This window comes from Limosilactobacillus antri DSM 16041 (assembly GCF_000160835.1).
GTDB classification, from domain to species: domain Bacteria; phylum Bacillota; class Bacilli; order Lactobacillales; family Lactobacillaceae; genus Limosilactobacillus; species Limosilactobacillus antri.
The window spans coordinates 137,609-160,215 of record NZ_GG700738.1 but is presented as its reverse complement, the minus strand read 5'-3'; the positions used below and the strand labels follow the sequence as shown (position 1 = coordinate 160,215).

Annotated in this window: 21 protein-coding genes and 1 tRNA gene; all 22 read right to left on the bottom strand. The window is 43.0% G+C overall.

All coding sequences use genetic code 11. The features are described 5' to 3' along the window. Positions 1-19 precede the first annotated feature (19 nt). The 22 genes from cshA to htpX all read right to left on the bottom strand — a co-directional run bounded on the left by cshA (position 20) and on the right by htpX (position 22,600). A complete protein-coding gene (cshA, locus tag HMPREF0494_RS10310) occupies positions 20-1,516 on the bottom strand; it encodes a degradosome RNA helicase CshA (RefSeq protein WP_040459074.1) in 1,497 nt (498 codons plus the stop codon). 66 nt (positions 1,517-1,582) lie between these two features. Continuing rightward, on the bottom strand, positions 1,583-2,962 hold the full coding sequence (locus HMPREF0494_RS10305; RefSeq protein ID WP_040459073.1) for a UDP-N-acetylmuramoyl-tripeptide--D-alanyl-D-alanine ligase: 1,380 nt from the start codon (positions 2,960-2,962) through the stop codon (positions 1,583-1,585). A gap of 232 nt (positions 2,963-3,194) precedes the next feature. After that, positions 3,195-4,088, bottom strand: coding sequence for a TSUP family transporter (locus tag HMPREF0494_RS10300; protein ID WP_007124914.1), 894 nt, complete (start codon positions 4,086-4,088; stop codon positions 3,195-3,197). A gap of 60 nt (positions 4,089-4,148) precedes the next feature. After that, complete coding sequence (selA, locus tag HMPREF0494_RS10295; RefSeq protein ID WP_187368700.1) at positions 4,149-5,546, bottom strand: L-seryl-tRNA(Sec) selenium transferase; 1,398 nt, start codon at positions 5,544-5,546, stop codon at positions 4,149-4,151. Positions 5,547-5,559: 13 nt separating this feature from the next. Further along, complete coding sequence (locus HMPREF0494_RS10290; protein ID WP_007124912.1) at positions 5,560-6,720, bottom strand: aminotransferase class V-fold PLP-dependent enzyme; 1,161 nt, start codon at positions 6,718-6,720, stop codon at positions 5,560-5,562. Next, on the bottom strand, positions 6,713-8,590 hold the full coding sequence (gene selB, locus HMPREF0494_RS10285; protein WP_007124911.1) for a selenocysteine-specific translation elongation factor: 1,878 nt from the start codon (positions 8,588-8,590) through the stop codon (positions 6,713-6,715). The genes HMPREF0494_RS10290 and selB overlap by 8 nt, the downstream gene beginning before the upstream one ends. Before the next feature lie 22 nt (positions 8,591-8,612). Then, positions 8,613-8,876 carry a putative Se/S carrier protein gene (locus tag HMPREF0494_RS10280; protein WP_007124910.1) on the bottom strand — a complete coding sequence of 88 codons (264 nt, stop codon included), beginning with the start codon at positions 8,874-8,876 and terminating at the stop codon, positions 8,613-8,615. 15 nt (positions 8,877-8,891) lie between these two features. Beyond that, positions 8,892-9,545, bottom strand: a complete 654-nt coding sequence (gene yedF, locus HMPREF0494_RS10275) for a sulfurtransferase-like selenium metabolism protein YedF (RefSeq protein ID WP_007124909.1) — start codon at positions 9,543-9,545, stop codon at positions 8,892-8,894. Positions 9,546-9,565: 20 nt separating this feature from the next. Beyond that, positions 9,566-10,606 carry a selenide, water dikinase SelD gene (gene selD / locus HMPREF0494_RS10270; protein WP_007124908.1) on the bottom strand — a complete coding sequence of 347 codons (1,041 nt, stop codon included), beginning with the start codon at positions 10,604-10,606 and terminating at the stop codon, positions 9,566-9,568. Positions 10,607-10,697: 91 nt separating this feature from the next. Next, positions 10,698-11,591 carry a TSUP family transporter gene (locus HMPREF0494_RS10265; RefSeq protein ID WP_007124907.1) on the bottom strand — a complete coding sequence of 298 codons (894 nt, stop codon included), beginning with the start codon at positions 11,589-11,591 and terminating at the stop codon, positions 10,698-10,700. A gap of 24 nt (positions 11,592-11,615) precedes the next feature. Continuing rightward, complete coding sequence (locus HMPREF0494_RS10260) at positions 11,616-12,632, bottom strand: proline racemase family protein (RefSeq protein WP_007124906.1); 1,017 nt, start codon at positions 12,630-12,632, stop codon at positions 11,616-11,618. Positions 12,633-12,649: 17 nt separating this feature from the next. After that, on the bottom strand, positions 12,650-13,123 hold the full coding sequence (locus HMPREF0494_RS10255; RefSeq protein WP_007124905.1) for a glycine/sarcosine/betaine reductase component B subunit: 474 nt from the start codon (positions 13,121-13,123) through the stop codon (positions 12,650-12,652). A 14-nt stretch (positions 13,124-13,137) separates the two neighbouring features. Beyond that, on the bottom strand, positions 13,138-13,884 hold the full coding sequence (prdD, locus tag HMPREF0494_RS10250; protein WP_007124904.1) for a proline reductase cluster protein PrdD: 747 nt from the start codon (positions 13,882-13,884) through the stop codon (positions 13,138-13,140). A gap of 78 nt (positions 13,885-13,962) precedes the next feature. Then, positions 13,963-14,208 carry a hypothetical protein gene (locus HMPREF0494_RS11845; protein ID WP_204365263.1) on the bottom strand — a complete coding sequence of 82 codons (246 nt, stop codon included), beginning with the start codon at positions 14,206-14,208 and terminating at the stop codon, positions 13,963-13,965. Positions 14,209-14,235: 27 nt separating this feature from the next. Then, a complete protein-coding gene (locus HMPREF0494_RS11840; protein WP_007124903.1) occupies positions 14,236-14,688 on the bottom strand; it encodes a glycine/sarcosine/betaine reductase selenoprotein B family protein in 453 nt (150 codons plus the stop codon). Beyond that, complete coding sequence (locus tag HMPREF0494_RS10235; protein WP_007124902.1) at positions 14,685-15,014, bottom strand: CBO2463/CBO2479 domain-containing protein; 330 nt, start codon at positions 15,012-15,014, stop codon at positions 14,685-14,687. Before HMPREF0494_RS10235 ends, HMPREF0494_RS11840 begins: the two co-directional genes overlap by 4 nt. Further along, a complete protein-coding gene (gene prdA, locus HMPREF0494_RS10230) occupies positions 15,014-16,900 on the bottom strand; it encodes a D-proline reductase (dithiol) proprotein PrdA (RefSeq protein WP_007124901.1) in 1,887 nt (628 codons plus the stop codon). The genes HMPREF0494_RS10235 and prdA overlap by 1 nt, the downstream gene beginning before the upstream one ends. Positions 16,901-17,279: 379 nt before the next feature. Next, positions 17,280-18,170 carry a proline iminopeptidase gene (pepI, locus tag HMPREF0494_RS10225; protein ID WP_040459072.1) on the bottom strand — a complete coding sequence of 297 codons (891 nt, stop codon included), beginning with the start codon at positions 18,168-18,170 and terminating at the stop codon, positions 17,280-17,282. Positions 18,171-18,250: 80 nt separating this feature from the next. Beyond that, positions 18,251-18,347: transfer RNA gene (locus HMPREF0494_RS11315), tRNA-Sec, on the bottom strand. Between the two features lie 37 nt (positions 18,348-18,384). Further along, a complete protein-coding gene (locus HMPREF0494_RS10220; protein ID WP_040459071.1) occupies positions 18,385-19,866 on the bottom strand; it encodes a peptide MFS transporter in 1,482 nt (493 codons plus the stop codon). A gap of 314 nt (positions 19,867-20,180) precedes the next feature. Further along, positions 20,181-21,515, bottom strand: a complete 1,335-nt coding sequence (gene prdC / locus HMPREF0494_RS10215; RefSeq protein ID WP_007124898.1) for a proline reductase-associated electron transfer protein PrdC — start codon at positions 21,513-21,515, stop codon at positions 20,181-20,183. A 188-nt stretch (positions 21,516-21,703) separates the two neighbouring features. Next, the gene (gene htpX, locus HMPREF0494_RS10210) at positions 21,704-22,600 is read right to left on the bottom strand and encodes a zinc metalloprotease HtpX (RefSeq protein ID WP_007124897.1); all 897 of its coding nucleotides are present in this window, start codon (positions 22,598-22,600) and stop codon (positions 21,704-21,706) included. Positions 22,601-22,607: the final 7 nt, after the last annotated feature.

The window sequence follows — 22,607 nt, the reverse complement described above, 5'->3', positions numbered from 1 at the left end:
TCATAGAATGGGGCTCGTGTTAAGCCTTATCCTTTCGGTGCCGGATATTAAAGGCATGGCGGCTGGAGTGGCTATGACCGTGGTTATCCGTACGGTGACCATGCGAACGGTAGTGACCGTTCCCCCGGCGGCTATCGCGGTGCCGGTAGTGGTTCCCGCCATGATAATCGGTGCGTTTCCCACCACGGTGGTGGCGCGGCAATGGGCGTTCTGGGGTAATCTTAACTGGCACCTCACTGGCCGCTTCCTTTGTCATGTTATTGAGGAGGGCCGCAACCAGGTCGGTCGCGTCGTGGCTCTCTAAGAGCTGCTCTGCGGCCTCCTTATACCGGTCGGTGGAATCCTGCGCGATTAGCTCGTCAATGTCGTTAAAGGCGCTCGCAACCTGCCCCTTGAAGGCCTCCTCAGCGGACGGCGGCTTTAGCGGCAGCATCCGTACCCGGGTCAGCTTTTCAATTTCGTGCAGGTACTCCATTTCGTTCGGCGTCACGAAGGTCAGTGACGTTCCATGGTGCCCAGCCCGACCCGTCCGGCCAATCCGGTGAACGTAGCTGTCCGGGTCCGACGGGATGTCGTAATTATAAACGTGGGTCACACCGGAAATATCCAGTCCCCGGGCGGCCACATCGGTCGCAACCAGGATGTCCAGGTCGCCATGCTTAAACTTCTTCATGATCTTCGTCCGCCGGTCCTGGGTCAGGTCGCCATGAATGCCGGCGGCGTTGTATCCACGGGCAATTAACCCCTTTGACAGTTCGTCAACCCGGCGCTTGGTGCGGCCAAAGACAATCGTCAGGTCCGGGTCTTGGACATCAATCAGGCGGGTCATAATATCAAACTTCTCGTAGTCCCGGGCCCGCACATAGTATTGATCCACCAGGTCGGTCGTCAATTCCTTGGCCTTGATGCGGACGGTTTCCGGATCGGTCATAAACTGTTCGCCAATCCGCTTGATTTCTGGCGGCATCGTCGCCGAGAAAAGGAGGGTTTGCCGCTCTGCTGGTGTTTCCTTGATGATCGCCTCGATGTCCTCTAAGAAGCCCATATTCAGCATTTCGTCAGCTTCATCTAGCACCAGGGTTTGGATATGACCCAGCTTGACGGTATGGCGGTTGATATGGTCACGGAGCCGACCGGGAGTTCCAACAAGAATTTGGGGATGGTGCTTGAGGCTCTTGATCTGCCGCCGAATATCCGCACCTCCATACACTACTTGAACCCGGACGTGCTTATCCTTGCCCAGCCGGTAAAGTTCCTCCTGGGTTTGAATTACCAGTTCCCGGGTTGGTGAGATGATGAGCGCCTGGATATTGGGGTTGTCAGTATCAACGTGCTCAATGATCGGTAGACCAAACGCGGCGGTTTTCCCGGTCCCCGTCTGGGCCTGACCAATAACGTCCTGCCCCTTTAAGACCATCGGAATCGTCTGTTCCTGAATTGGGGTGGCCTCTTCATAGCCGCTCCGCTTAATCGCTTTTAATAGACTTTGCGATAAACCTAATTCGCTAAAATTCAAAAAATTTCCTCCTAAAAATGACCAGTCGACAGGTGAAAACATCACCAATCGGCTGGTAATCAGTTTCTATCGTTCTTTAATTGCTGCTAGGACCTGCTCAAGGTGAAGGCCATGACTGGCTTTTAACAAGACCATATCACTGGCGGTAAGGTCAGCTTCCAGCGTAGCGGTCAGTTGACCAAGCTGGTTGGCATGGTAATAGTGGATTGCCGTTGCAGGATAGCCCTGTTCTAGTAGTTTAGACTGCAGGTGAACCATCTCTGTCCCGATCAAGTACACTTCTTGGATCTGTGCAGGGTTAATTTCCGTCGCTAAACTGGCGTGCAAGCGCGGGGCTGCGTCACCCAGTTCGAGCATATCGCCGAGAACCGCAATCCGCCGCCCTTGGACCGGCATTGCAGCAAGCGTCTTTAAGACCTGCTTTGCCGCTGTCGGATTAGAATTGTAGACGTCACTTAGAATTTGGGCACCGTTCTTGCTCTTAAACCATTCCGCCCGGTTTTCCGTTAATTCAACGTTGGCTAACGCCGTCTTGATATGAGCCGGACTGATGTGCAAGCGTTTGGCAACAACCATTGCGGCAAGGGCATTATTAACGTTGTATTCGCCGACCATTGGAATCGTAAACTGCTCGTCGGGCCACTCGTTAACTTTAAAACTAATCGAACGCGGACCGGCAGTGACGCTTGTCGCGTACAGGTCATCCGTTAGCTGCCGGCCGAAACGGCTGGTCTGCTGAGCAACTTTGGCGGCACGTTCATTCAGTAATGGTTCGTCGCCATCATAAACCAAGAGGCCGTCTTCTTTTAGACCGTTAACGATTTCCATTTTAGCGTCCGCAATCCGGTCACGGGTCCCGAAGAATTCGATGTGGGCTTCACCGATCATGGTGATAACCGCAATGTCCGGACTAACCAGCTTACTTAGAAAGTCGAGTTGACCGAAACGATCCATCCCCATTTCGACAACTACCACTTCTGTATTGGCCTCCATGTTGAGCAGGGTAACCGGTACGCCGATCTCATTGTTGAAGTTGGCGTAGGTCTTGGTAACGTTAAGCTGGGTGCTCAATATGGAAGCAATCATATCTTTAGTAGTGGTTTTCCCATTACTTCCCGTAACAGCAACGACAATCGGGTTAATTTTGTGCAAGTAGTATTTTCCTAATTGTTGGAGGGCTTTCAGGGGATCAGTTACTACTAAAACAGGGTGACCGTTATTAGTCAATTCGTGATCACTAGCCCATAGCGTGGCAGCCGCACCATTGGTAAAGGCGGTTTCAACGTATTGGTGACCATCATGCGCTCCCTGGAGGGGAATAAACAGTGCTCCCCTTTCCAAATGGCGGCTATCGAAAGAAACACTGGTTACCTCAATGTCCTTCCATTGTTCAATCTCATTTTGCGCGTTAATTGCCTTCGCAATCTCCGCTAACTTCATCTTCATTGAAAAGCTACCTCTTCTTTTGATACTTTGGTCTAGCTTTTTAATTATACCACCGTCGGGAAATAAAGACATTCTTTAAGAAAAACTATCTTAATTAAAAGGAGGTGTGACCCCCAAGGACTACAGGCTCCTGGGGGCTACATGATACTCTTAAAATATTTGTAACCAAAACAGGGGCCTACGACAAAATTTCATTTTATCACAGGCTCCCTTTAACTTTTACCATAATCATTTAACAAACTGTCTTAAACTTGCGAATTCCCTCTACAAGCATCAGAATTGACGTGTAGATCATTACACCAATTACAAGCCACATCAAGAGCGTTAAGTTAAGGCGCTTAACGAATGTAATTGCAACAAACACACCCATACAACCACAAATTGTAATAGAGATTGCCGGTACCCGGGCATAATCTCCTTTCTTGATAAACTCACGCGCGGCAATTGGCATCACCGACGCACTTGATGACATCATGATTGGAAAGGCAACTACTGGGTTTAACCCCAGTAAGTAAACGAGGGCCAAACAAGGCGCATATAATCCAATCCCAGCGGTCATTAAAGCCCCTAAAGCAAAGTTAACACCACAGGCCACGTAAAGTTTCCAGCCGTAAAAACCTGTGGCCACATTATGTGCCCCTAATCTAGTAGTTACACCAGTTGCAGACAAAATCATTAAAATTGCTGTAATTGCTAAGGCACTCCCCATGACAACTTGAACTTTCTTTTCATCAAAACGTGCTACCACTTTGGCACCAATAAAGGAACCTAGCATAGCCGCAAAAACCATTGACAACAATGTCATTCCGTCAACTTTAACTGTTTTAATATACATAAACGCTTCTGTCATAACCGGGATGGCACATCCAACGTTCAACGTTCCAGGCAATAACCGATCATTTTTTAACGACTTAGTTAGTTTAAGTAACATCGTCGTGGGTGCGTAAGACCCGATTCCAAGGGTATCAAAGAAATTAGTTGTAAAACCAATCAGCCCGGTCACAGCTGGGTTTCGGTTACCGTCATTCAAGCACTTACGATTCTTAAAAATATCTCGACCATAATTATAAACTTGAAAAAGTAGTAAAACGCCAAGAATTAATTGAGTTATTAGTGTTGTATTCATTTCGACCACTCCTGGTTGATGGGCAAGAAAGATAAAAAATTAATTAAATATCTCTCTTAGTTACTTTACCAATTCCGCAATTCGATTATAAATTATTTCGGTATCACCCGCTTGCAGCGTCCGTACATCCAAAAGAATTTGATCATGTTCTAAACGTGCAATAATCGGTATTGGACCCGTCCGTAATAGCTGCTCAAATCGGGTTGCTGAATAATCTTCAGGGAGCTGAACGCTTACTAACGCCGTTGGAATCTCGTAGCCGGGAAAGGAACCGCCACCCACTTGAGAGCTACCAGGAATCACTTTAACTGAAAGCCCATTGACGGTGTTGAGCTTGTTTGCTAAATCATTTGCGCACCGTGTTAGTTCATCCATCTCTAAAGTAATCATTCTTAAAGTTGGAATCTCTCTTACTGCCCTTTTAGGGTTACGATACAGATCCAGCGTCGCTTCTAATGCGGCTAATGTTAACTTATCAACCCGCAATGCACGCAATAGCTGGTTACTCTTAATCTTTTCAATTAATGAATGTTTTCCCGCAATGATCCCTGCCTGCGGACCACCGAGGAGCTTATCACCAGAAAAGGTGACAATATCGCTGTTGGCCACTGCTTCTTGAATCAGTGGCTCCTTTGGTAAGCCATACTTACTTAGGTCAATAAACAGGCCACTTCCTAGGTCATTAATCATCGGGATATCCGCAACCTCCGCTAATTGCTGTAATTCGGCTGTCGATGGTCGTTCGGTAAAGCCAATAATACGGTAATTACTGGTGTGAACCTTTAAAATAGCACCCGTATCTTCATTTAAGGCTGCCTGGTAATCGCTTAGATGGGTCTTATTAGTCGTTCCAACTTCATGGAGGGTTCCGCCGCCCTTGGTAATAATTTCAGGAATGCGGAAAGAACCACCAATTTCTACCAACTCCCCCCGTGAAACAATTACCTCTTTACTCGGTACTAGGGTATCTAGCGTTAACATTACGGCCGCTGCGTTATTATTAACAACTAAAACGTCTTCAGCTCCCGTAAGCTCACGCAAAACTTTCTCCACATGATGATAACGCAATCCTCGTCTCTTCTCCTGCAAATTGTATTCTAAATTAGAATACGAGAACATGATCCGGTTAATGTAATCTTTAATCGCAGGACTGAGTAACGAACGGCCTAGATTGGTATGTAGTATTACCCCCGTCCCGTTAATGACAGGTTCAAGAGATGGACGACGTTTCAACGTACATTCGTCAATAATTGACTGAACGATTTGATCTAGGGCAATACTGGTAACTTTACCGCTGATAATGGATTGGCGGACTTCAGTCAGTACCGAATTAATTAGTTTTTTTACCTCTTGGCTACCCATCTCGGTAATTAAAGGTTCTATCCGTGAATGATGAATTAAATCATTCACGGATGGGATCTCCCTGAAAAGTTCTTCGCGTGTATTTTTATTTATCACTATTTTTCTCCTACTACACTTGCTCAGCAATTTCTTTGATAACTTCGCTGGCCGCTAATGCCTCATCTTCGGTATTAAAAGAACAGAACGAGAAACGGACAATTCCCTGCTCCACGGTTCCTAATGTTTGATGAATCAGCGGAGCACAATGGGCACCAGACCGTGTAGCAATTCCATATTCACTTAAATAAGCACTAACATCAGCTGAATTCATTCCAGCAATATTTAGCCCAATTGTCGCGACATGGGGCGCCACTAAGTTAGTATAGATGTGGATATTAGAATGATCTTTAATTTCTTGAACAAAATAATCCGCCAATTTTCTAGTTTCCTGGCCAAGTTTCACATAGTCATGACTCATCAAATAATCTATTCCAGCACCCAAACCAGCAATTCCGGGAACATTGGCTGTTCCTCCCTCTAAACATTCGGGAAAGCGCTTCGGCATTGAGTGATTATACGAATCAATCCCACTACCGCCAACAATCAGCGGCTCGATGTCAATTTGGTGGCTAAAGCAAATTCCACCGGTACCTTCTGGACCATACAAAGATTTATGACCAGTAAAGCAAAGAACGTCAATACCTATTTTTTGCATATCAATTGGTAAAACACCAGCCGTTTGTGCCGCATCTACCACAAAAAGGATGTGGTGACGATGGCAGATCTCTGCTACCTTCTTTAAATCAACTAAGTTGCCGATAACGTTTGAAGCGTGGGTACAAACAACCATTTTGGTGTTGGGCTTAATTGATTTTTCCAACGTAGTCAGATCTACTAAGTTAGTCTGAGCATCTAGAGGCAAGAATGTGTGACTGACATTATACTTCACCATTTGATAAATTGGCCGTAAAACCGAATTATGATCATACATTGTTGCAATTACATCGTCACCCGGCTTTAGATAACCCTTAATAACCGTGTTCAATGCCTCTGTAACATTTTTGGTAAAGACTACCAGGGAACTATCTGGGACGTTAAAGAACTTGGCAATCTTTTGACGAGTTTGATAAACCAGCTCGCTCGCATTAACGGCAATTTGGTACGTTCCCCGAGAAGGATTGCCGTACTGGCCGCTACTCAATACCTGGTACACTGCCTTTGCGACAATCGCTGGCTTATGGACCGTAGTCGCTCCATTATCAAGATAAATCATTTTCTTTTCATCATCCATTTAAAATATGCACCCGATTCATTCGTTTAGTAACTCCATCCTTATCTAAGCGCTCCAATACCATTATCGCGTACTTCCGGGAACTCTCGGTTAAATCACGATACTCACTCAAACCAATTCCTGCTGAATGACTGGCTAAGTAATTACGTACTTTTTGAATAATTTCCTGGTAAGTTTTCCAGCTCAGACAATAGCCATCCCCTAGGTAAACAAAATCTTCTCCATCAAAGGATTCTAAAAGTGGCAAGACTTGAGATTGCTCACCTAGTTGTTCGACACTCACCGGAATCAGGTCACCAGTATTAAGCTTTTTAAGTAACTCAGCCTTCAACTTTTCTTGTTGTGGCGTCAGGACAACCTTAAACTCCTTAGTTGCTACTAGATCATTAACAAGCTTTACCTGCTCCTGATCTTTCATCATTTTAATCAGGCTGGCCCCAACTGGCACCTGAAGTGCCTTATTAAGCCTCGATATTAATTCTGGCCGTGGAACTCCCCTCCTTAACGGGTGCTTTTCTTGGGCGTCCGCCAAGGACCTAACAACCTGTTGCATTACATTGTCAATATTATTACTTGTAAAATAATAATCATCAATTGCTACTAGTTGATGGGCATCAAGAAGTTGCTGAAGATCCTTCTGAAGTTCTTTGGTATCAACATCAATAAGACTGGCTAACTCTCTAGTCGTCGCCACCGTTTTGCCTGAATTTTGAAGGTAATCCACAATAATTGCCTTTTCGTCACCACCTGCGCGAATCCTTAGCGTGTTAATAATTGATTGGTTATTACGCGAATGATGCTTAGCATTAGCCGATAAAATTGTTCCCCCAGCTACAGTAACCATTGGGGAGTAAGTTCGCACAATAAAACGATCTCCATTTTTTACAGCAACTGGGGTTTCTAAACGCAACTGTGCTAGACAGTTTGTGCCAGCTTTAACCTCGTCTTCAACCATAGGGTAAAGACGCCCAAAAACTTCAACAGACCCCACGTACAGCCGAAAACGTTCATTGAGCTTTAGACTGGGGACGTTCGGCAGCATATTTAATTGCACATCCAGTAACTTACTTGAGGTAACATTGCCAGGGACTGTAACTATTTCACCCTTATGAATATCCGATGATTTGACATCAAGATTAAGTGCAACCCGGTGGTCTGGCTGAGCGACTAGTTGATCCTGATCATTAACTTGAATGTTTTTCACCCGGACGGGAATCTGAGACGGGTAAATTTCCAGGTTGTCATTAGCTTTGATAAAACCATCAATTAACGTTCCGGTAACCACCGTTCCATGTCCCTTGATGGTGAAAACCCGATCAATGTTCAAACGGGGGTTACTTCCAGCACGGTGTTTCTTAATTTTTGAAGCAGTTTCATCCATCACGGCGATTAGCTCTTTAATTCCCCGACCACTAACCGCATCGGTCACCACCAGTGGTGCTTTCTCTAGTGGCCCGTTCTTAAAGTGTTCTCGAATATCTTCTATAGTTAACTGACACATTTCCGGATCAACCGTATCTGCCTTGGTTACCGCAATTACAAAATTCTTAATTCCTAGCAGCGACAAAATTGCAGCATGTTCTTCAGTCTGAGGCATCACACCCTCGCCAGCATCAACCACTAGTAACGCCATATCAATCCCTGTCAATCCAGAAATCATGTTTTTGAGGAATTTCTCATGGCCCGGAACGTCAACAAAGGCAATTCGCTTTTTGCTCGGTAAATCAAAATAAGCGAAGCCTAAGTTAATGGTTAGGCCCCGCTTTTTCTCTTCCGGAGCAGTATCAGTATCGATTCCTGTAAGTCGTTTGATAAGGGTTGTTTTACCATGATCAACATGTCCTGCGGTTGCAGCAACAATATAGTCCATAACTATGATAGCCCTACTTTCTTTACTTGATTACTGTATAACTACTCTTAATTCCATCACGAAGGGCATGATAGAATCCCTTATAACTCACATTATTATTATCCAACAATTTTTTCAACTGGTTCGTATCATCCATTTCAAACCGCAAACTCAAACCGCAACCAGCTACAATTTTACCTGGAGTACCAATTAAACGGGCATGAAAATGATTATTCTTAGCAAGCGTTTCCGTTTTAATCGCCTCATGCGTTGAATCAAACACCACTAAGCCATATTCTGCATGCATTTTACATCCCCATCCTTATGAAGGCTTAACAACCCGCTGAGCACTCCGCATCAATTCGGTAATTTGAAACATATTAGTGATGGAGCCAACGCCTAGTTGGTCCTTAATGTCAAAGAAGTTAACACAAATTCCACACTCCATGATCTTAACCCCCATTTTTTCCAGGTCCTGCAGGTCTTCCAGTGTATCAGCATCGTTAATAGCCAGTTTAACACCACTGTTGTACATCAAAATGTATTCCGGTAAAACATCCTGTTCCGTCAGTGAGGAAACAAAGCTCTTCGCTAATTGCTTACCAAGAGTAGAATCACCACGGCCAACTTCATCTGAATTAAGAACAACAATGTAACCGTCAGAAAGCCGTATATTATTGATAGCGGCTGGCTCAATATGTTGCTCATCATCACCGGTAACTGAGTATTCATTAATGGCCATTCGACAGGCATTGGCAGATTTTACATCCTGCTTTTCTACCGTAACTGCCCATTCATGATCTCCTTTTTGTTCAACCGAGCATTTATATCCAAGTTGGGCCGCCATTTTTGAAATATTTTCTGTGGCAATTTCTTCGCTTACTCTAGTCACCACAACATCATTATCGCGAAGCGCCTTCCGTGTCATAATTACTGGTGTTGGACATGCTTTCCCCATTGCATCAACAGTTTGCATAATTAATAATCTCCCTTTCCTTAATCCACAATAATTTCCGTTTGGTCATTTGGATCTTTTTTAGTAATCTTACCAATAACAGCTGACCGTGTAGTAAGCTTTTTCAGCCTATTCATCATTACATCTGCATACTGCGGCTGAACAGCAATTAACAAGCCACCTGAAGTTTGCGGATCAAACAGCACTTCTTGTAATGCGTAATCATCAAAAGTAAAATCAATCCGCTTACCTAAAAAGTCTCGGTTACGTTGACCACCAGCGGTAGTCAAAAATTCACCAGCACATTCATATGCCTCTGGAATCATTGGAATGTTTTCTGCAGTTAACCGGGCCTGATACTCACCGTGCAACATCTCCGTTAAATGTCCCGCCAAACCAAATCCAGTAATATCCGTACATGAATCAACCGGATAATCACGCATAATATCCGCTGCATACTTGTTCAACGTGGTCATTGAATCAGTAGCTGCTTTGAAGGCTTCTTCATCAACCTGGCCGGTATTATACGCCGGAACAATAATTCCAACTCCCAAGGGCTTAGTAAGAATTAAAACATCCCCATCCTGAACATTATCGTTGCGCAGAATCTTATCGGGAGCCACCTTCCCCATTACGGAGAGACCATACTTTGCACGATGATCGTGAATCGAATGCCCTCCAGCAAGGATTCCTCCCGCTTCCTTAACCTTTTCTGCGCCTCCTTTTAATATCTGTTCCAAAATTTTCATGTTACTGTCTTCTGGAAAACACACAATATTTAGACAAGTAACCACATCACCGCCCATCGCGAATACATCTGACAAAGCATTAGTCGCCGCTATTTTCCCAAATAGGTACGGATCTGTCACCATTGACGGAAAGAAATCTAACGTTTGAATAATGGCGGTTTGATCATCGATCTTATAAACAGCTGCATCATCGTCTGAATTATATCCAACCAGTAATCGATCACTCTTTTTCGGTCGTGGCAGTGATTTTAAAATTGCTGCTAAATTACCAGCGCCAATTTTAGCATTACAACCACCGCAAACGGTTAAAAAATCCTTCTCGGTTGACGGCATAGCGTTCACTCCTTTTATTTAATGGATGGTTCCATCCTATGTATGACCATGGTTACCCATGGTCGATCGCTGTTTCAATGCTTAAAAAATCCTAGGCCTTATTTTGAGCCTTAAACTTCTTAATACCTTCGACTAGCATCAAAATTGAAGTATAAACCATTACAATAATAACAAGCCAAGTCAGCATCTTGACATTCATGCTCTTAACAAAAGTATAGGCAACGTAAACACCGATAGAACCGGCAATAGTAATTGCAATTGATGGTACACGTGCATAATCATTATTTTTGATAAAAGTATGAGCAGCAACAGGCATCAACGATGCGCATGAGGCCATCATAATTGGGAAGGTTACCAGTGGGTTCATTCCCATTAGGTAAACTAATGCTAAGCAGGGAGCATAAAGTCCAATTCCGGCTGTCATCAATGCTCCCAAAATAAAGTTGACAATTGCCGCTAACCATAACTTCCAACCGTGAATTCCCATAGCAGTATTACCAGCACCAAGAGCTGCTGTAACTCCAGTAGCTGATAAAACCATTAAAATTGCGGTAACGGCTAAGGCAATCCCCATCACTACTTGAATTTTCTTTTCATCAAGTTTAGCAACCACCTTAGAACCTAACCAAGAACCAAGGATAGCTGCAACAACCATTACCAAAAGAGTCGTACTTTCTACTTTAACAGTACCAGTATAGAGAAACGCTTCCACTAACACAGGGATTGAACAAGCAACCGTTAATGTCCCTGGTAACAACTTGTCACTCTTAAGTGAGTGCGTTAATTTCAGAAACATGGTTGTTGGTGCATAGGAGCCAATTCCCAGTGTATCAAAGAAGTTTGTAATGAATCCGATAATTCCGGTCACAATCCAGTTTCCATCATTAATCTTCTTTCGATTAACAATTAAATCGCGACCGAAAATAATTACAATATATACCGACATAATGCCCAGGATAATCCGGACAATTGTTGTTCCATTCATACCTTAAATACCTCCTACGCTTTTTTATTTGAGGTTAAATCCTCCCGATAGTGGATCATGCGGATCAAATAGTAAGGTATTAAGGCCAGTAATGTAAGCAGAGCCAGTAACTTCTGGGATAGCTGCTTTTTGGTCTCCTATTGTCGTTTCCTTCAGAACCCTACCAACAAACTTAGTCTGTAGAATACTCTCATAAACAAATTTCTCGTTTAAACCTAATTCACCCTTAGCATATAAGGTCGCCATCTTAGCACTTGTCCCAGTACCACATGGTGAGCGATCAACCTGTCCATCACCAAAGACAACTACGTTTTGCTTTGTAGCATCATCGGACTTTGGATCACCGTACATTTCAACTAAGTCAATTGTGTTAATATATGGCATAGTTGGATGTTGAACCTCAATTTGCTTATTAGCAGCATGAAGAATCTTCATCCCAACTTCAGCTAACTTAGATGAGTTTTCTGGTGAGATCTTTTCCTTTACTTCTGCAACTGGCAGGATAGCAAAGAAGCTGCCACCAAATGAAACATCCAATGTAACCTTTCCAAGATCTGGTACGTCAATTGTAACGTCCTTCTTGTACAGAAATGCTGGGACATTTTGGAACGATACACTATCAACAACAAATGGTTCTGACATATGAGCAGTTGCCCGAATAATTCCAGCTGGTGCCTCTAAAACGACCTCTTTTTCACGATCGGTTTCCTTAACGTCGACCATACCAGTTTCAACAATTGCTGTCACCGCAGCAATTGTATTGTGGCCACACATATTAAGGTAACCACCAGTATCCATGAAAATAATGCCAAAATCAGCTTCAGGGTTCTTAGCAGGTACTAAAAATGCCCCAAACATTTCACTATGGCCACGAGGTTCAAGCATAATTGATTTTCTCAAATCATCATGATGATCAATTAAATATTGCTTTTCTTCAGCAATAGTGTTCCCCTCTAATTTGGGAATACCACCAATAACAATTCGAGCAGCTTCACCAGCGGTATGTGAATCAATGACACTTAACATTCGATTGAATTTCATTTTAATATACCTCCAGTCTATCCATTTCCGTCGGCCCGCATTTTAAGCTTTAGTAAGCCGAGTGCCTTATTTGCATCATGCAAATCAAGACTGTTTTCACCAACAACTGTGGTTTCAATTCCCTGTACAGACTTATTAATATCAAGTACATACTTCGTATATTCGTTACTGACCACAAATGTAGCCTGTTTACCAATGAACTTTAAGCCAATAATTGAAATACCTTCATCGCCTATTGCAGACATAGTGTTCATAAAGTCGACGTCCGAATTACCCCAGCCATCCGCTGCAATTACGGCGCCCTGGGTTGACATTCCCTCAAGCCACTTAGCAGTCCGTTTGCCTACCAAGTGCTTCAAGGTATTGTCCTCCGGTGTGCCGACAACAATTACTCCCTGAAGGTTAATGTCCGGATCACTGCCAAAAACTTGGACCAGTGGATCATGAAAGTGATGAAGCGTAGTTTCCTTAGTCGACGGCCCAACACCCATAAGTAATTCCTCCTCTAAACCATTGCATGAATTGCACCATCACGATATTCGTTCGGTGTTAGTAGTACCGGGAAATTATCCATATCAATAATAGATTCTCCTCCACGCATACCGCTTGGTTCCGTTGGAAATAGTAGGTTGTCATACATGGCTCCCTGACCCGAAACCTGTTTTACAATAGCCACGTTCGGTTTACCCTTACCTTGGTTAGGGTAGTTGTGATACTCATGAGTTTCACTAGCCTCACGCCCGTCAATCATTTTCATAATTTTACGAATCGGTTGAAGGTAATCATCAGCATACTTAAAAATATCCGTAAACAGTTTACGACTATATTCATATTTTTCTCCCAACATAACGTCAAACGAAATAATATAATCATCTGGTCCCGGAGTCCCGGGAGTGCCCAGCTGCAACTGATCTTGTAAAATCCCAGCAGAAGATCCAAAGTCATGTAATTGCTTTCCTGTAATATCGGCGCCAGTGATTATAAGAACGACCCCAGTTAACGTATGAGTTAATCCGGTTCCAATCTCCCCCAATACTTTTGTCGAAATTGGCACGATGTCCATAATAGAATTTACCTGGACATTATGATGATGTGGACGAATTATACGAATTTTAATCGAATCATAGTACGAAGGAAGTTTTAAATTAGCCTGCTGTGGAATTATTAAGTGGCCAGCATTAAATTTATATTCATCACCAAAAGAAACAGTCTGAACATTAAATGCTTTAATTTTTAAAATATCATTTACCACTAGACTTCCCTCTTTTCAAAAAAGGCCCGGCCATACAAACAATCTCATATAGCCGCGCCTTATTAGCCTAAATTGAGGTTAAATATCAGCAACATATTCGTACGGAAGTGGTACGATCTTGCCAGGTTGGTCAATTTCCACCAGTTGTTTTAACGTGTCTTTTACGATACCAGTTTGCATCTCCACGTTATTTGGTTCGCCGGCATTGGCACCCATCGGTACACGAGGAGCAACGGCACGTGGCGTACCCTGCTGACGTACTACTGGAGGTAACGCTGCAATGATAATAGTAGGAATCCCTAGAGATTCAATAGCTCGCTGCACGATCACGGCAGTTCTGTGGCAGGTACCTCAACCAGCAGTCAGAATAACGCCATCGACGTTTTCTTCCTTAATCTTTTTAGCAATTGCTGGACCAGTTTCTTCAGTGAAGACTTTAACGTCTCCACCACCACCCATACAAGTGTAGAAGTTAGGTGCAAGAGAACCGATAAATCCTTCATCCGCCAATTCACGCAAACGGTCAATTGGGAACATACAGTTAATGTCCTTGTTAACATCGGTGTTATCATATCCACCGTGTGAAACCATTAGCTCATCATCCGTTGCAGAACTTGGAACTACCCGGTAACTAGTATCACCGGCGAGGTTAAACGGCTTATCTTTTTTCATATGAACACCGGCGGCAGTAACAATCGCAATCTTCATGTCCTTAAGCGGCTTTGTTACTTTAGCAAAGACCGGCTTTGGAGTAATTGGAACGAAGACTTCAGACTGTAAGCCATCAATATTTAATAAGCTCATTCCTTTGTCCTTCCTTTCTCTTTTTCTTTGGCAATTTTGGCCATTCGCTTTTTGTATTCATGAAGCGCACCCAGATATTTCTGGTTGGCTTCAGTGTCAAGAACTTCAGGATATGACATTAGCCAACCGACTTCTTCACCAACTTTTGGATCATACTCCGTAATTAGGAGACGTCGGGGAATATCCATCTTCCCCATCCGCCCTTTGAAATCAATTTTAACACTAACATCATTGACTTCGGTAATTACACCTTCGAAAACACGTTCAGTCGATGAATATTTTAACTTGTCGATTTCAGAGGAATAATCCATTCGTTTGTCAGTCATTAGTCAACATCCTTCTCATAATGTTCCTTACGCTTCTTACTCATTGGTAAACTCTGCTCATTTTTGGCCAGTTCAATCTTCTTACCAGTAGCCTTTTCGATTAAGTCAATGTTGTTTAACTTAACGTTAGGATTCCACTTACGTTCAGGCTTCTTAATCTTTCCACCAGCCATCTTGGTTTCAAGCATTGCCAGGGCCCGAATAGCATCTTCTTGACAAAGCGTATTGTTTTCAAGAACTTCGTTTTCGATTCCCCACTTGGACTTGTTATTATCAACAATAGCGTCCATGTACTTATTACCAGTTACCAGTTCACCCTGAATAGCCGAGTAGGTAATACCTACAACTGGAACACCGCGTGAGCCAATTGCTTCGATGTTTTCACCATAGTCAATGTGGTTATTACCGAACCCTTCGGTAGTCACAATCGCACCATCAAGTCCCATGGCTTCAGCCCACATTCCAAGGCGCTTGGAAACATAGCTCTTTTGAGTGTTTGCTTGTGGTGAGCCAATTAGGCAGACACCGACAACATCAATGTCTTCATCCTTAAGGGCTTCTTCAACTAGCGGTTCACGCCAGTAGTGACGTGAAGTTTCCTTCGATGCGGGTCCAATACAAGTCAGAGCATGGATACCACCATCAAGAACTTCCAGTGGTGAAAGCATGATTGGTAAATTACCAAGGTCAACATTCGCCTGAGCACCTAAAGTACCAACCGGTTCCTTTGGCAGAATTAGGTTATCGTGCATAGCACCTTGGCCCATAATTTCCTTAACTAAAAGGACCCGTTTGTTACCGAAACGACGCTTTTGCTCAATCTTTTCGGTATCAACAACCAAACTGTCGTCAGCCTTCTTAAGAGCTTCACGAATATGTTCGACAATTGTGTCGGCAGCTTCGTGAGCACCACGTGGTCCACGACGTTCACGGTTAGTACCGGCTTGAACAGTTGCGTTAATGACAAGCATAATTTCACCCTTGTCAATAGCACCTGGACGGCCCCACATAACGTTTTCATCAACGTAACCTTCGGAGGAACCAAATTCACCAACTTGAACACCGTTCTCATCAGTACCAGTCAGAACAGTGACAACACCGTCAAGGACACGGGTTACACCTTCACCAAGTTCGCCCTCTTCCTTCGTGGCAATTGGTTGAACGTCCATGATACTATTGGTGTATTTGTGGTAATCGTCAGGAGTAATAACACTAACCGAAATATCCTTAACGATTTCGTGATTTTCAAGTGCTTCCTTGCAAAGTTCGTCTGTGTTACCAATAACCAACGTAGTACCGTCAATCTTGGTTTCATCCCCAAACTCAACCTTGTCAATCTTGAAATGCTTCCGGGTCAGAGTCCGAACAACTTCTTCATCAACTTCTGGTTCTTGTTGAGAAGTAGTTTCCTTCGTCTCACCAGCAGAAGGTGCATTCTTAACAGCACCTTGGTTTACCATTGCTAACGGTACATCCAATTCGATGCCCTTACCTTCCTTCACAGAAAGGTGAACAACACCATTAGAAACATTACCGTTGGCAACCGTGGCAGTTACATCTGGAGAAGCAGGAGTAGCATCTTCTGTAGCAGGTGCATTATCCGTGTCTTCCTCATCATCTTGTGCTGAAGGATCCTGAATATTGTCAACAACATCCGGCGTTAATGGCAGCAAAGCATCCATAGTCTTGTCTAGAGTTGCTCCTAATACCTGACCAATTTTCAAGACATTGTCAGGTAATTCTAGCAGACCTGAATCCTCATAATCAGGGAAAAGCGTAGGATCTTCCAAGTCGGAAGCCTCTAGTAGCTTACCCTTTTCGCGCCGACAGCATAAGACAGCCGGGTCGTTGAGGTGCTCCTTAGCAGTTTCAACTGAAATAGACATAGGCCAACCTCCTTAAATAATGTTCAGTTAGCCGCGTCCGTAAGTAGATTGATGATTCATGTGTGGTTTGTATCATTTATTGTGAATCTACTTACAAATCACGACATAACCAACCTATAATCCTGCTTGATATCATTGCAGCTTCTATCAAGCAATTTCATTATATTTTATTTTTGAACCGTTTTCAATCAAATATAGGATTAAATTAATGCTCATTTTTACAGAAATCACTAATTATTATTATATTTTTTAGATGGAATTGGCTTATTCAGTTAAGCACAATCAAAAGCATATTCCTTCACTAATCAAGAAAAAGAACCAAGAAATTCTTCCTTGGTTCTAAGTTAAAAGTTTATCGGTTTGTCTACGCAACTCTAGTTTAGTCGTGCTCGTCAAGCCATTCCATCAGAGCTTTTTCATAGTCATCCTTTCGTTCTACAAATGCCATATGACGACAATATTCGAACAAATGCCATTTAGCATTTGGGATCCGATCATACATCGACTTTGCTGTATATGGAGTACATAAGTCGTCGGTGCCACTTGTAACCAAAACCGGCACGTGAATATCTTGTAATTTATCCATGTAATCATAGTCTTTTAAATTGCCCTCAGGATTATATTCATTTGGTCCCCATCCAGTAATGTATGCGACTGTTCCCGCATTTTTCTTCCGACGAAGTGGTTCTGGGTCAGTGGAAGTAGGAGCAGAATTACAATGCATTTCCATAAATTTAGCGTTAGCCCGTTGATACTCCGGACTAGTAAAATCCCCTTTAGTCTCCGCGTCTGCAATTGCTTTTTGATCACTTGGATCCATAAATTTAATCATTCTGTGAAGTTCCTTGTCCCACATCCATGATGCCGGCAAGGTACTAGCAAGGATTCCCGACTTTATTCCCTTTGGTTGTTCATCGCAAAGATATATAATTTCAAGCATGCCGCCCCATGATTGTCCTAACACGTGAATCTGCTCAAGTTCTAAATACTCGCGAAGAGCTTTTAATTCTGCTACCCAAGTTTTAGCATTGTAAACCTCGTCAGCCTTATCATCAGGCATCGAAGACTTGCCGCAACCAATTTGATCATACATTACCAGTTGCCGCTGATCCTTTTCAGCTAGATCGTCAAGTAGCTCAAAGTAGTTATGAGTTGATCCAGGTCCACCGTGCAAAAGTAATAGGGGCGCCTTATTACTCTTTTTGCCAACAATCCGATAGTAAGTTTTATACTCTCCAAACGGCATATAACCTTCTTGAATTTCTGTCATTTTATTCACTCCCAAATCAAATAAAAAAGAGAGCCGATAGTGATCGACTCTCATTACTTTTAAAAGCTTTATATTCATCCTGGCGGGAATACGTAGGAATCGAACCTACCTAAGAAGCTTCTAACTCCTCGCACTGGTTTTGAGGACCAGGGGGCACACCAGAACCCATCTACTCCCACTGAACATTGTAACTAAAGCAGTAAGAATCGTCAACCTACAGTTGGATAAGTTTTGCCAGCATACCACGCATGGAAAATAGGATGACTGCGATAATAATTGCAATAACGCCCATAACTCCAAAGTACATGGTTGCATTGGGAACACTATACAGTTTTACTAATTGTGCATTAAATGATTGAGCAGCGGCATCACCCAAAAACCAAATACTCATCATTTGGGCATTAAAAGCTTTAGGTGCTAGCTTTGTTGTCAGTGATAATCCTGATGGAGAAAGGAATACTTCTCCAATTTCCACAATGGCAATACTCAAGATTAACCACCAACCGGAGAATTTAACTCCGACCCCATTAATCGCAATTGGAATTAGCAATACCAAGAATGAAAATGCCGAAGCTAACAAACCGATTGTAAATTTAGAGGTTGAAGATGGTTGATGCTTTCCCATTTTGGTCCACATTGCCGCTACAATTGGCGAATATATTAAGACAAACAAGGCATTAAATCCTGTAAACTGGCTAGCTTGTACATGAAGGCCAAAGAGTTTTAAATTAGTCATTTGTTCCGCAACCAATGGAAAGATCGTCATCGTTTGTTCATAAATTGACCAAAAGAAAACACTGGCAACAAAAACAACAATGTAGACAATTACATTTTTACGATCCTTTGGGGTGATCTTAGGACTTCGAAAAATGTTAAAAAAGTAAATTGCTGGTAACAAAATACCCAGTATTGTGATAATGAAGATAATATTATTAACATTTAAAGTATGAGTAAAGTACATCACCAACAAGCCAACAATTATAATTGCTGTTACCCAACTCACCTGTTTAATAACCTTAGATTTTTCTTCTGGTTTAATCGGATCATTAGGGTATAATCCGTCATTTCCCAAGTATTTTTTACTACCAATATAATACTGAATTAGTCCAAAAATCATTCCAATAGTCGAGAGTGCAAATCCGGCATGGTAACTATACGTTTGTCCAACCCAGCCAACAATAAATGGCGCAAGCAGTGCCCCAATATTTATTCCCATATAGTAAATGTTAAACCCTGCATCACGGCGGTCATCTTTTTTAGAATATAGACCACCTACCATATCAGAAACATTGGGTTTCAAAAAGCCAGTACCCAAAACGATAATTACAATTGACACATATAAGCCAACAAATTTAAGCGGTAATACTAAGATGAAATTCCCAAGAGCAATCAGAACACCGCCCCAAAAAACGGTTTTCCGTGGTCCAAGTAGTCGATCGCTAACGAACCCACCAATTACAGTTGACATATAAATCAATGCACCATAAATAGCAACAATTGATGTTGCTATTGAAGTGTTCATTCCTAATCCACCCTTGCTAAAACTATCAATCAGATAGAAGAGCAAGATAGCATGCATGCTATAGTAACTAAATCGTTCCCACATTTCAGTAAAGAACAACGTTGATAACCCGTGTGGATGACCAAAAAATGCAGTATCCTGGTTTCGCCTTCCACTCGGCGAATCATTACTCATATTAATCCATTCCCTTCACAAAGTGCTTAAAAATAATTTGTTACTACAGGCCAAGTCATATTAAATAGTTTTTATTTGCGGACAATTTCTAAACAAAGTATTCTTAGCAGTTAAGCTATTCAGTACCATACTTGCTCAATTGTATGTTAACCAACAATTACTGTAAAATTTGGTAATAGCTGTGATTCAAGCACTAATATTAGTAATCATTGTTCATAATTGCGCAAGTGACTGGATATTAAAATGCATAATATAAGGGAATAATGTTGTTCCCTTGGTATTATGCATTTTTAGAATAGCAACTAAAAATAATCCTATTCGTTATTTTCTGGCAAAATGTTCCGCATAATCCGCATATCAACTGCCCGCCGAGCAAAATCCGTAGTGTGGTATACGGGCATATTTAGTTTTGGCGCTACCCCCATAACGGTATTAGTACAGTCAGTACAGTTACCTACTAGCAAGGTCTTGGCGCCTTCCTTACGTAGTTTTAAGATGGTTTGTGCCTGTCCAGGACAAATTCCTGGGTTCTTACACTTAGCAGTACCGGTTTTCGGGTTAACTACAGCATTTTTACACCATTCTACACCGGTTACGTCAGCATTCATTTTTTCCGCTAACTCTTTCATCCGTGCTGGTGTAGCGCTGCAGGCACAGGCCAACAACCCCACCTTTTCACCGTGTAAATTAGGGAACGGAATAGTGGCAATAATACCACCATCAACTTTAGTAATCGGACTATCTAGAGTTGTGCTATGACCAGTAAATGGTCCACCCATAATTAATTCTCCGTAATCCGCCATATCAGGGAATTCACTTAAGATATCGCCAACAAGAGTACCAACTGGAACATCCTTATGCACCAATATCATTTTGTTATCACCATTCAACCGGCCAGCAACCGTAATGTCTTTACTCATGACTGGCTCACGATTTTCAATTGCCCGTGCTGCACGGTAAACAGTTTCTACATTAGTGACAATCGCATTAGCGGCATATGGTAATTCTGTTGTTTTTAAGACCGCGTTCTCGCCATCAGGCTTCTTATATAAACCTGAATCACGCAAAACAGCCCGCTCTTCACCTTCTGGGTAGCGGTTCCACATTAACTCTAATGAAATATCATCATGAGTTCGTGTCAATTCCTCAAGCAAGGCCACAACATTAGTATGATAGCGCTTGATTGCAATATGAATATCTTTTGCTTGAACGATTTCTTTGATGTATTCAGCGCCCCGAATAATTTGTTCAGCATCTGTCGTGATTCGTGAAACGTTATGCCCCAGAATTGGTTCACATTCTGCAGCATTAATAAATAAATGCCCACCCGGAATTGGACGCGAATATTTGGCAGCGGCTGGAAATCCTGCACCACCAGCACCAATAACACCAGCTTCACGAATTGCCTCTAAATTAGAATCAGTGTCTGGAATTTTCACAAAATCTGCAGGCTGTTCATCATCGGCTTCAATTACAATTGCCTCATCATTAATTTCAGTAATTGTACCATAGACACTTGCGTGCAAATTTGCACCCAGCCCGTCTGGCTTCCCAATCAGTTGGCCACGTTTGACATGGTCGCCTTTATTAACAATTGGTGTAACTGGAACGCCAACGCTCTCTTTCAGCGGTAACACTAACTTACTCATAAGTGCATCTCCTATTCAATGCACAAACCACACATAAACCTACGTTAATAATATCACAATTACTTGTTGTTGAAAACGGTTCCTAAGTAATAAAGTAAATATCCTAATTCAAAGACATAATTTTCTAAACTATCTTAATTAAAAAACGGGCAACCACACACCGTGGTTCCCTGTCCAACCGAAACAATTTACATTTTCTCTAACCGCTCGATGCGCGCATCCAGTGGTGGGTGGGTCGCGAATAAATCGCTAAACCATCTGTGGTGACCATTCTCCTCCGGATCACTGATGTATAAACCGCTACTGCTAGGAGCAACGTGTTCCATCGGCTGAGCACCTTTGAGCTTCTCTAACGCGCTGATCATCCCGTGTGGATTTCGGGTCAGTTCAACTGAACCGGCATCCGCCAAGTATTCACGATTTCGCGACAGCGCCATCTGAGCAATGGTGGCCGCCAACGGTGCCAGGATAATCAACAATACTGATCCTAGGATTGCGAAGACACCCCAGCTATTATCATCGTCGTCATCGTTACTGCTACCACCAAACCACCAAAAATTGCCGGCAAAGTTAACCAGCATACTAATCGCCGCTGACAACGCCAGCGCAATCGTTTGAAGGCGGATATCATAATTACGCACGTGGCTCATCTCGTGCCCCATCACTGCTTCCAATTCTTCCCGGTTCATAATTTCCATCAAGCCGGTCGTCGCCGCCACCGCGGCGTGCTCCGGGTTATTTCCCGTCGCAAAGGCATTCGGACTGGGGTCGTCAATAATAAAGACCCGCGGCATTGGCACCTGGGCCACCATTGCCATATCCTCCACCACGTGCCACAGTGCAGGTGCCTCCTTTGCGGAATGGATTTCGTGAGCATTATTCATGTTCATCACTACGTCCGTCGATTGGCCAATAATCACAGCCATATAAATCAGGGCCAGTACTCCGGCAATGATAATCCCACCAAACGCAGAACGGGCAAACAGGTAGCCAATTGCCGCCCCAATCAAAGCAACGAGCAAGAAGAAGCCGGCCATCACAAGCACGGTTCTTCGCTTATTTCGTGCAATTTGCTGGTATAACATCTATCTC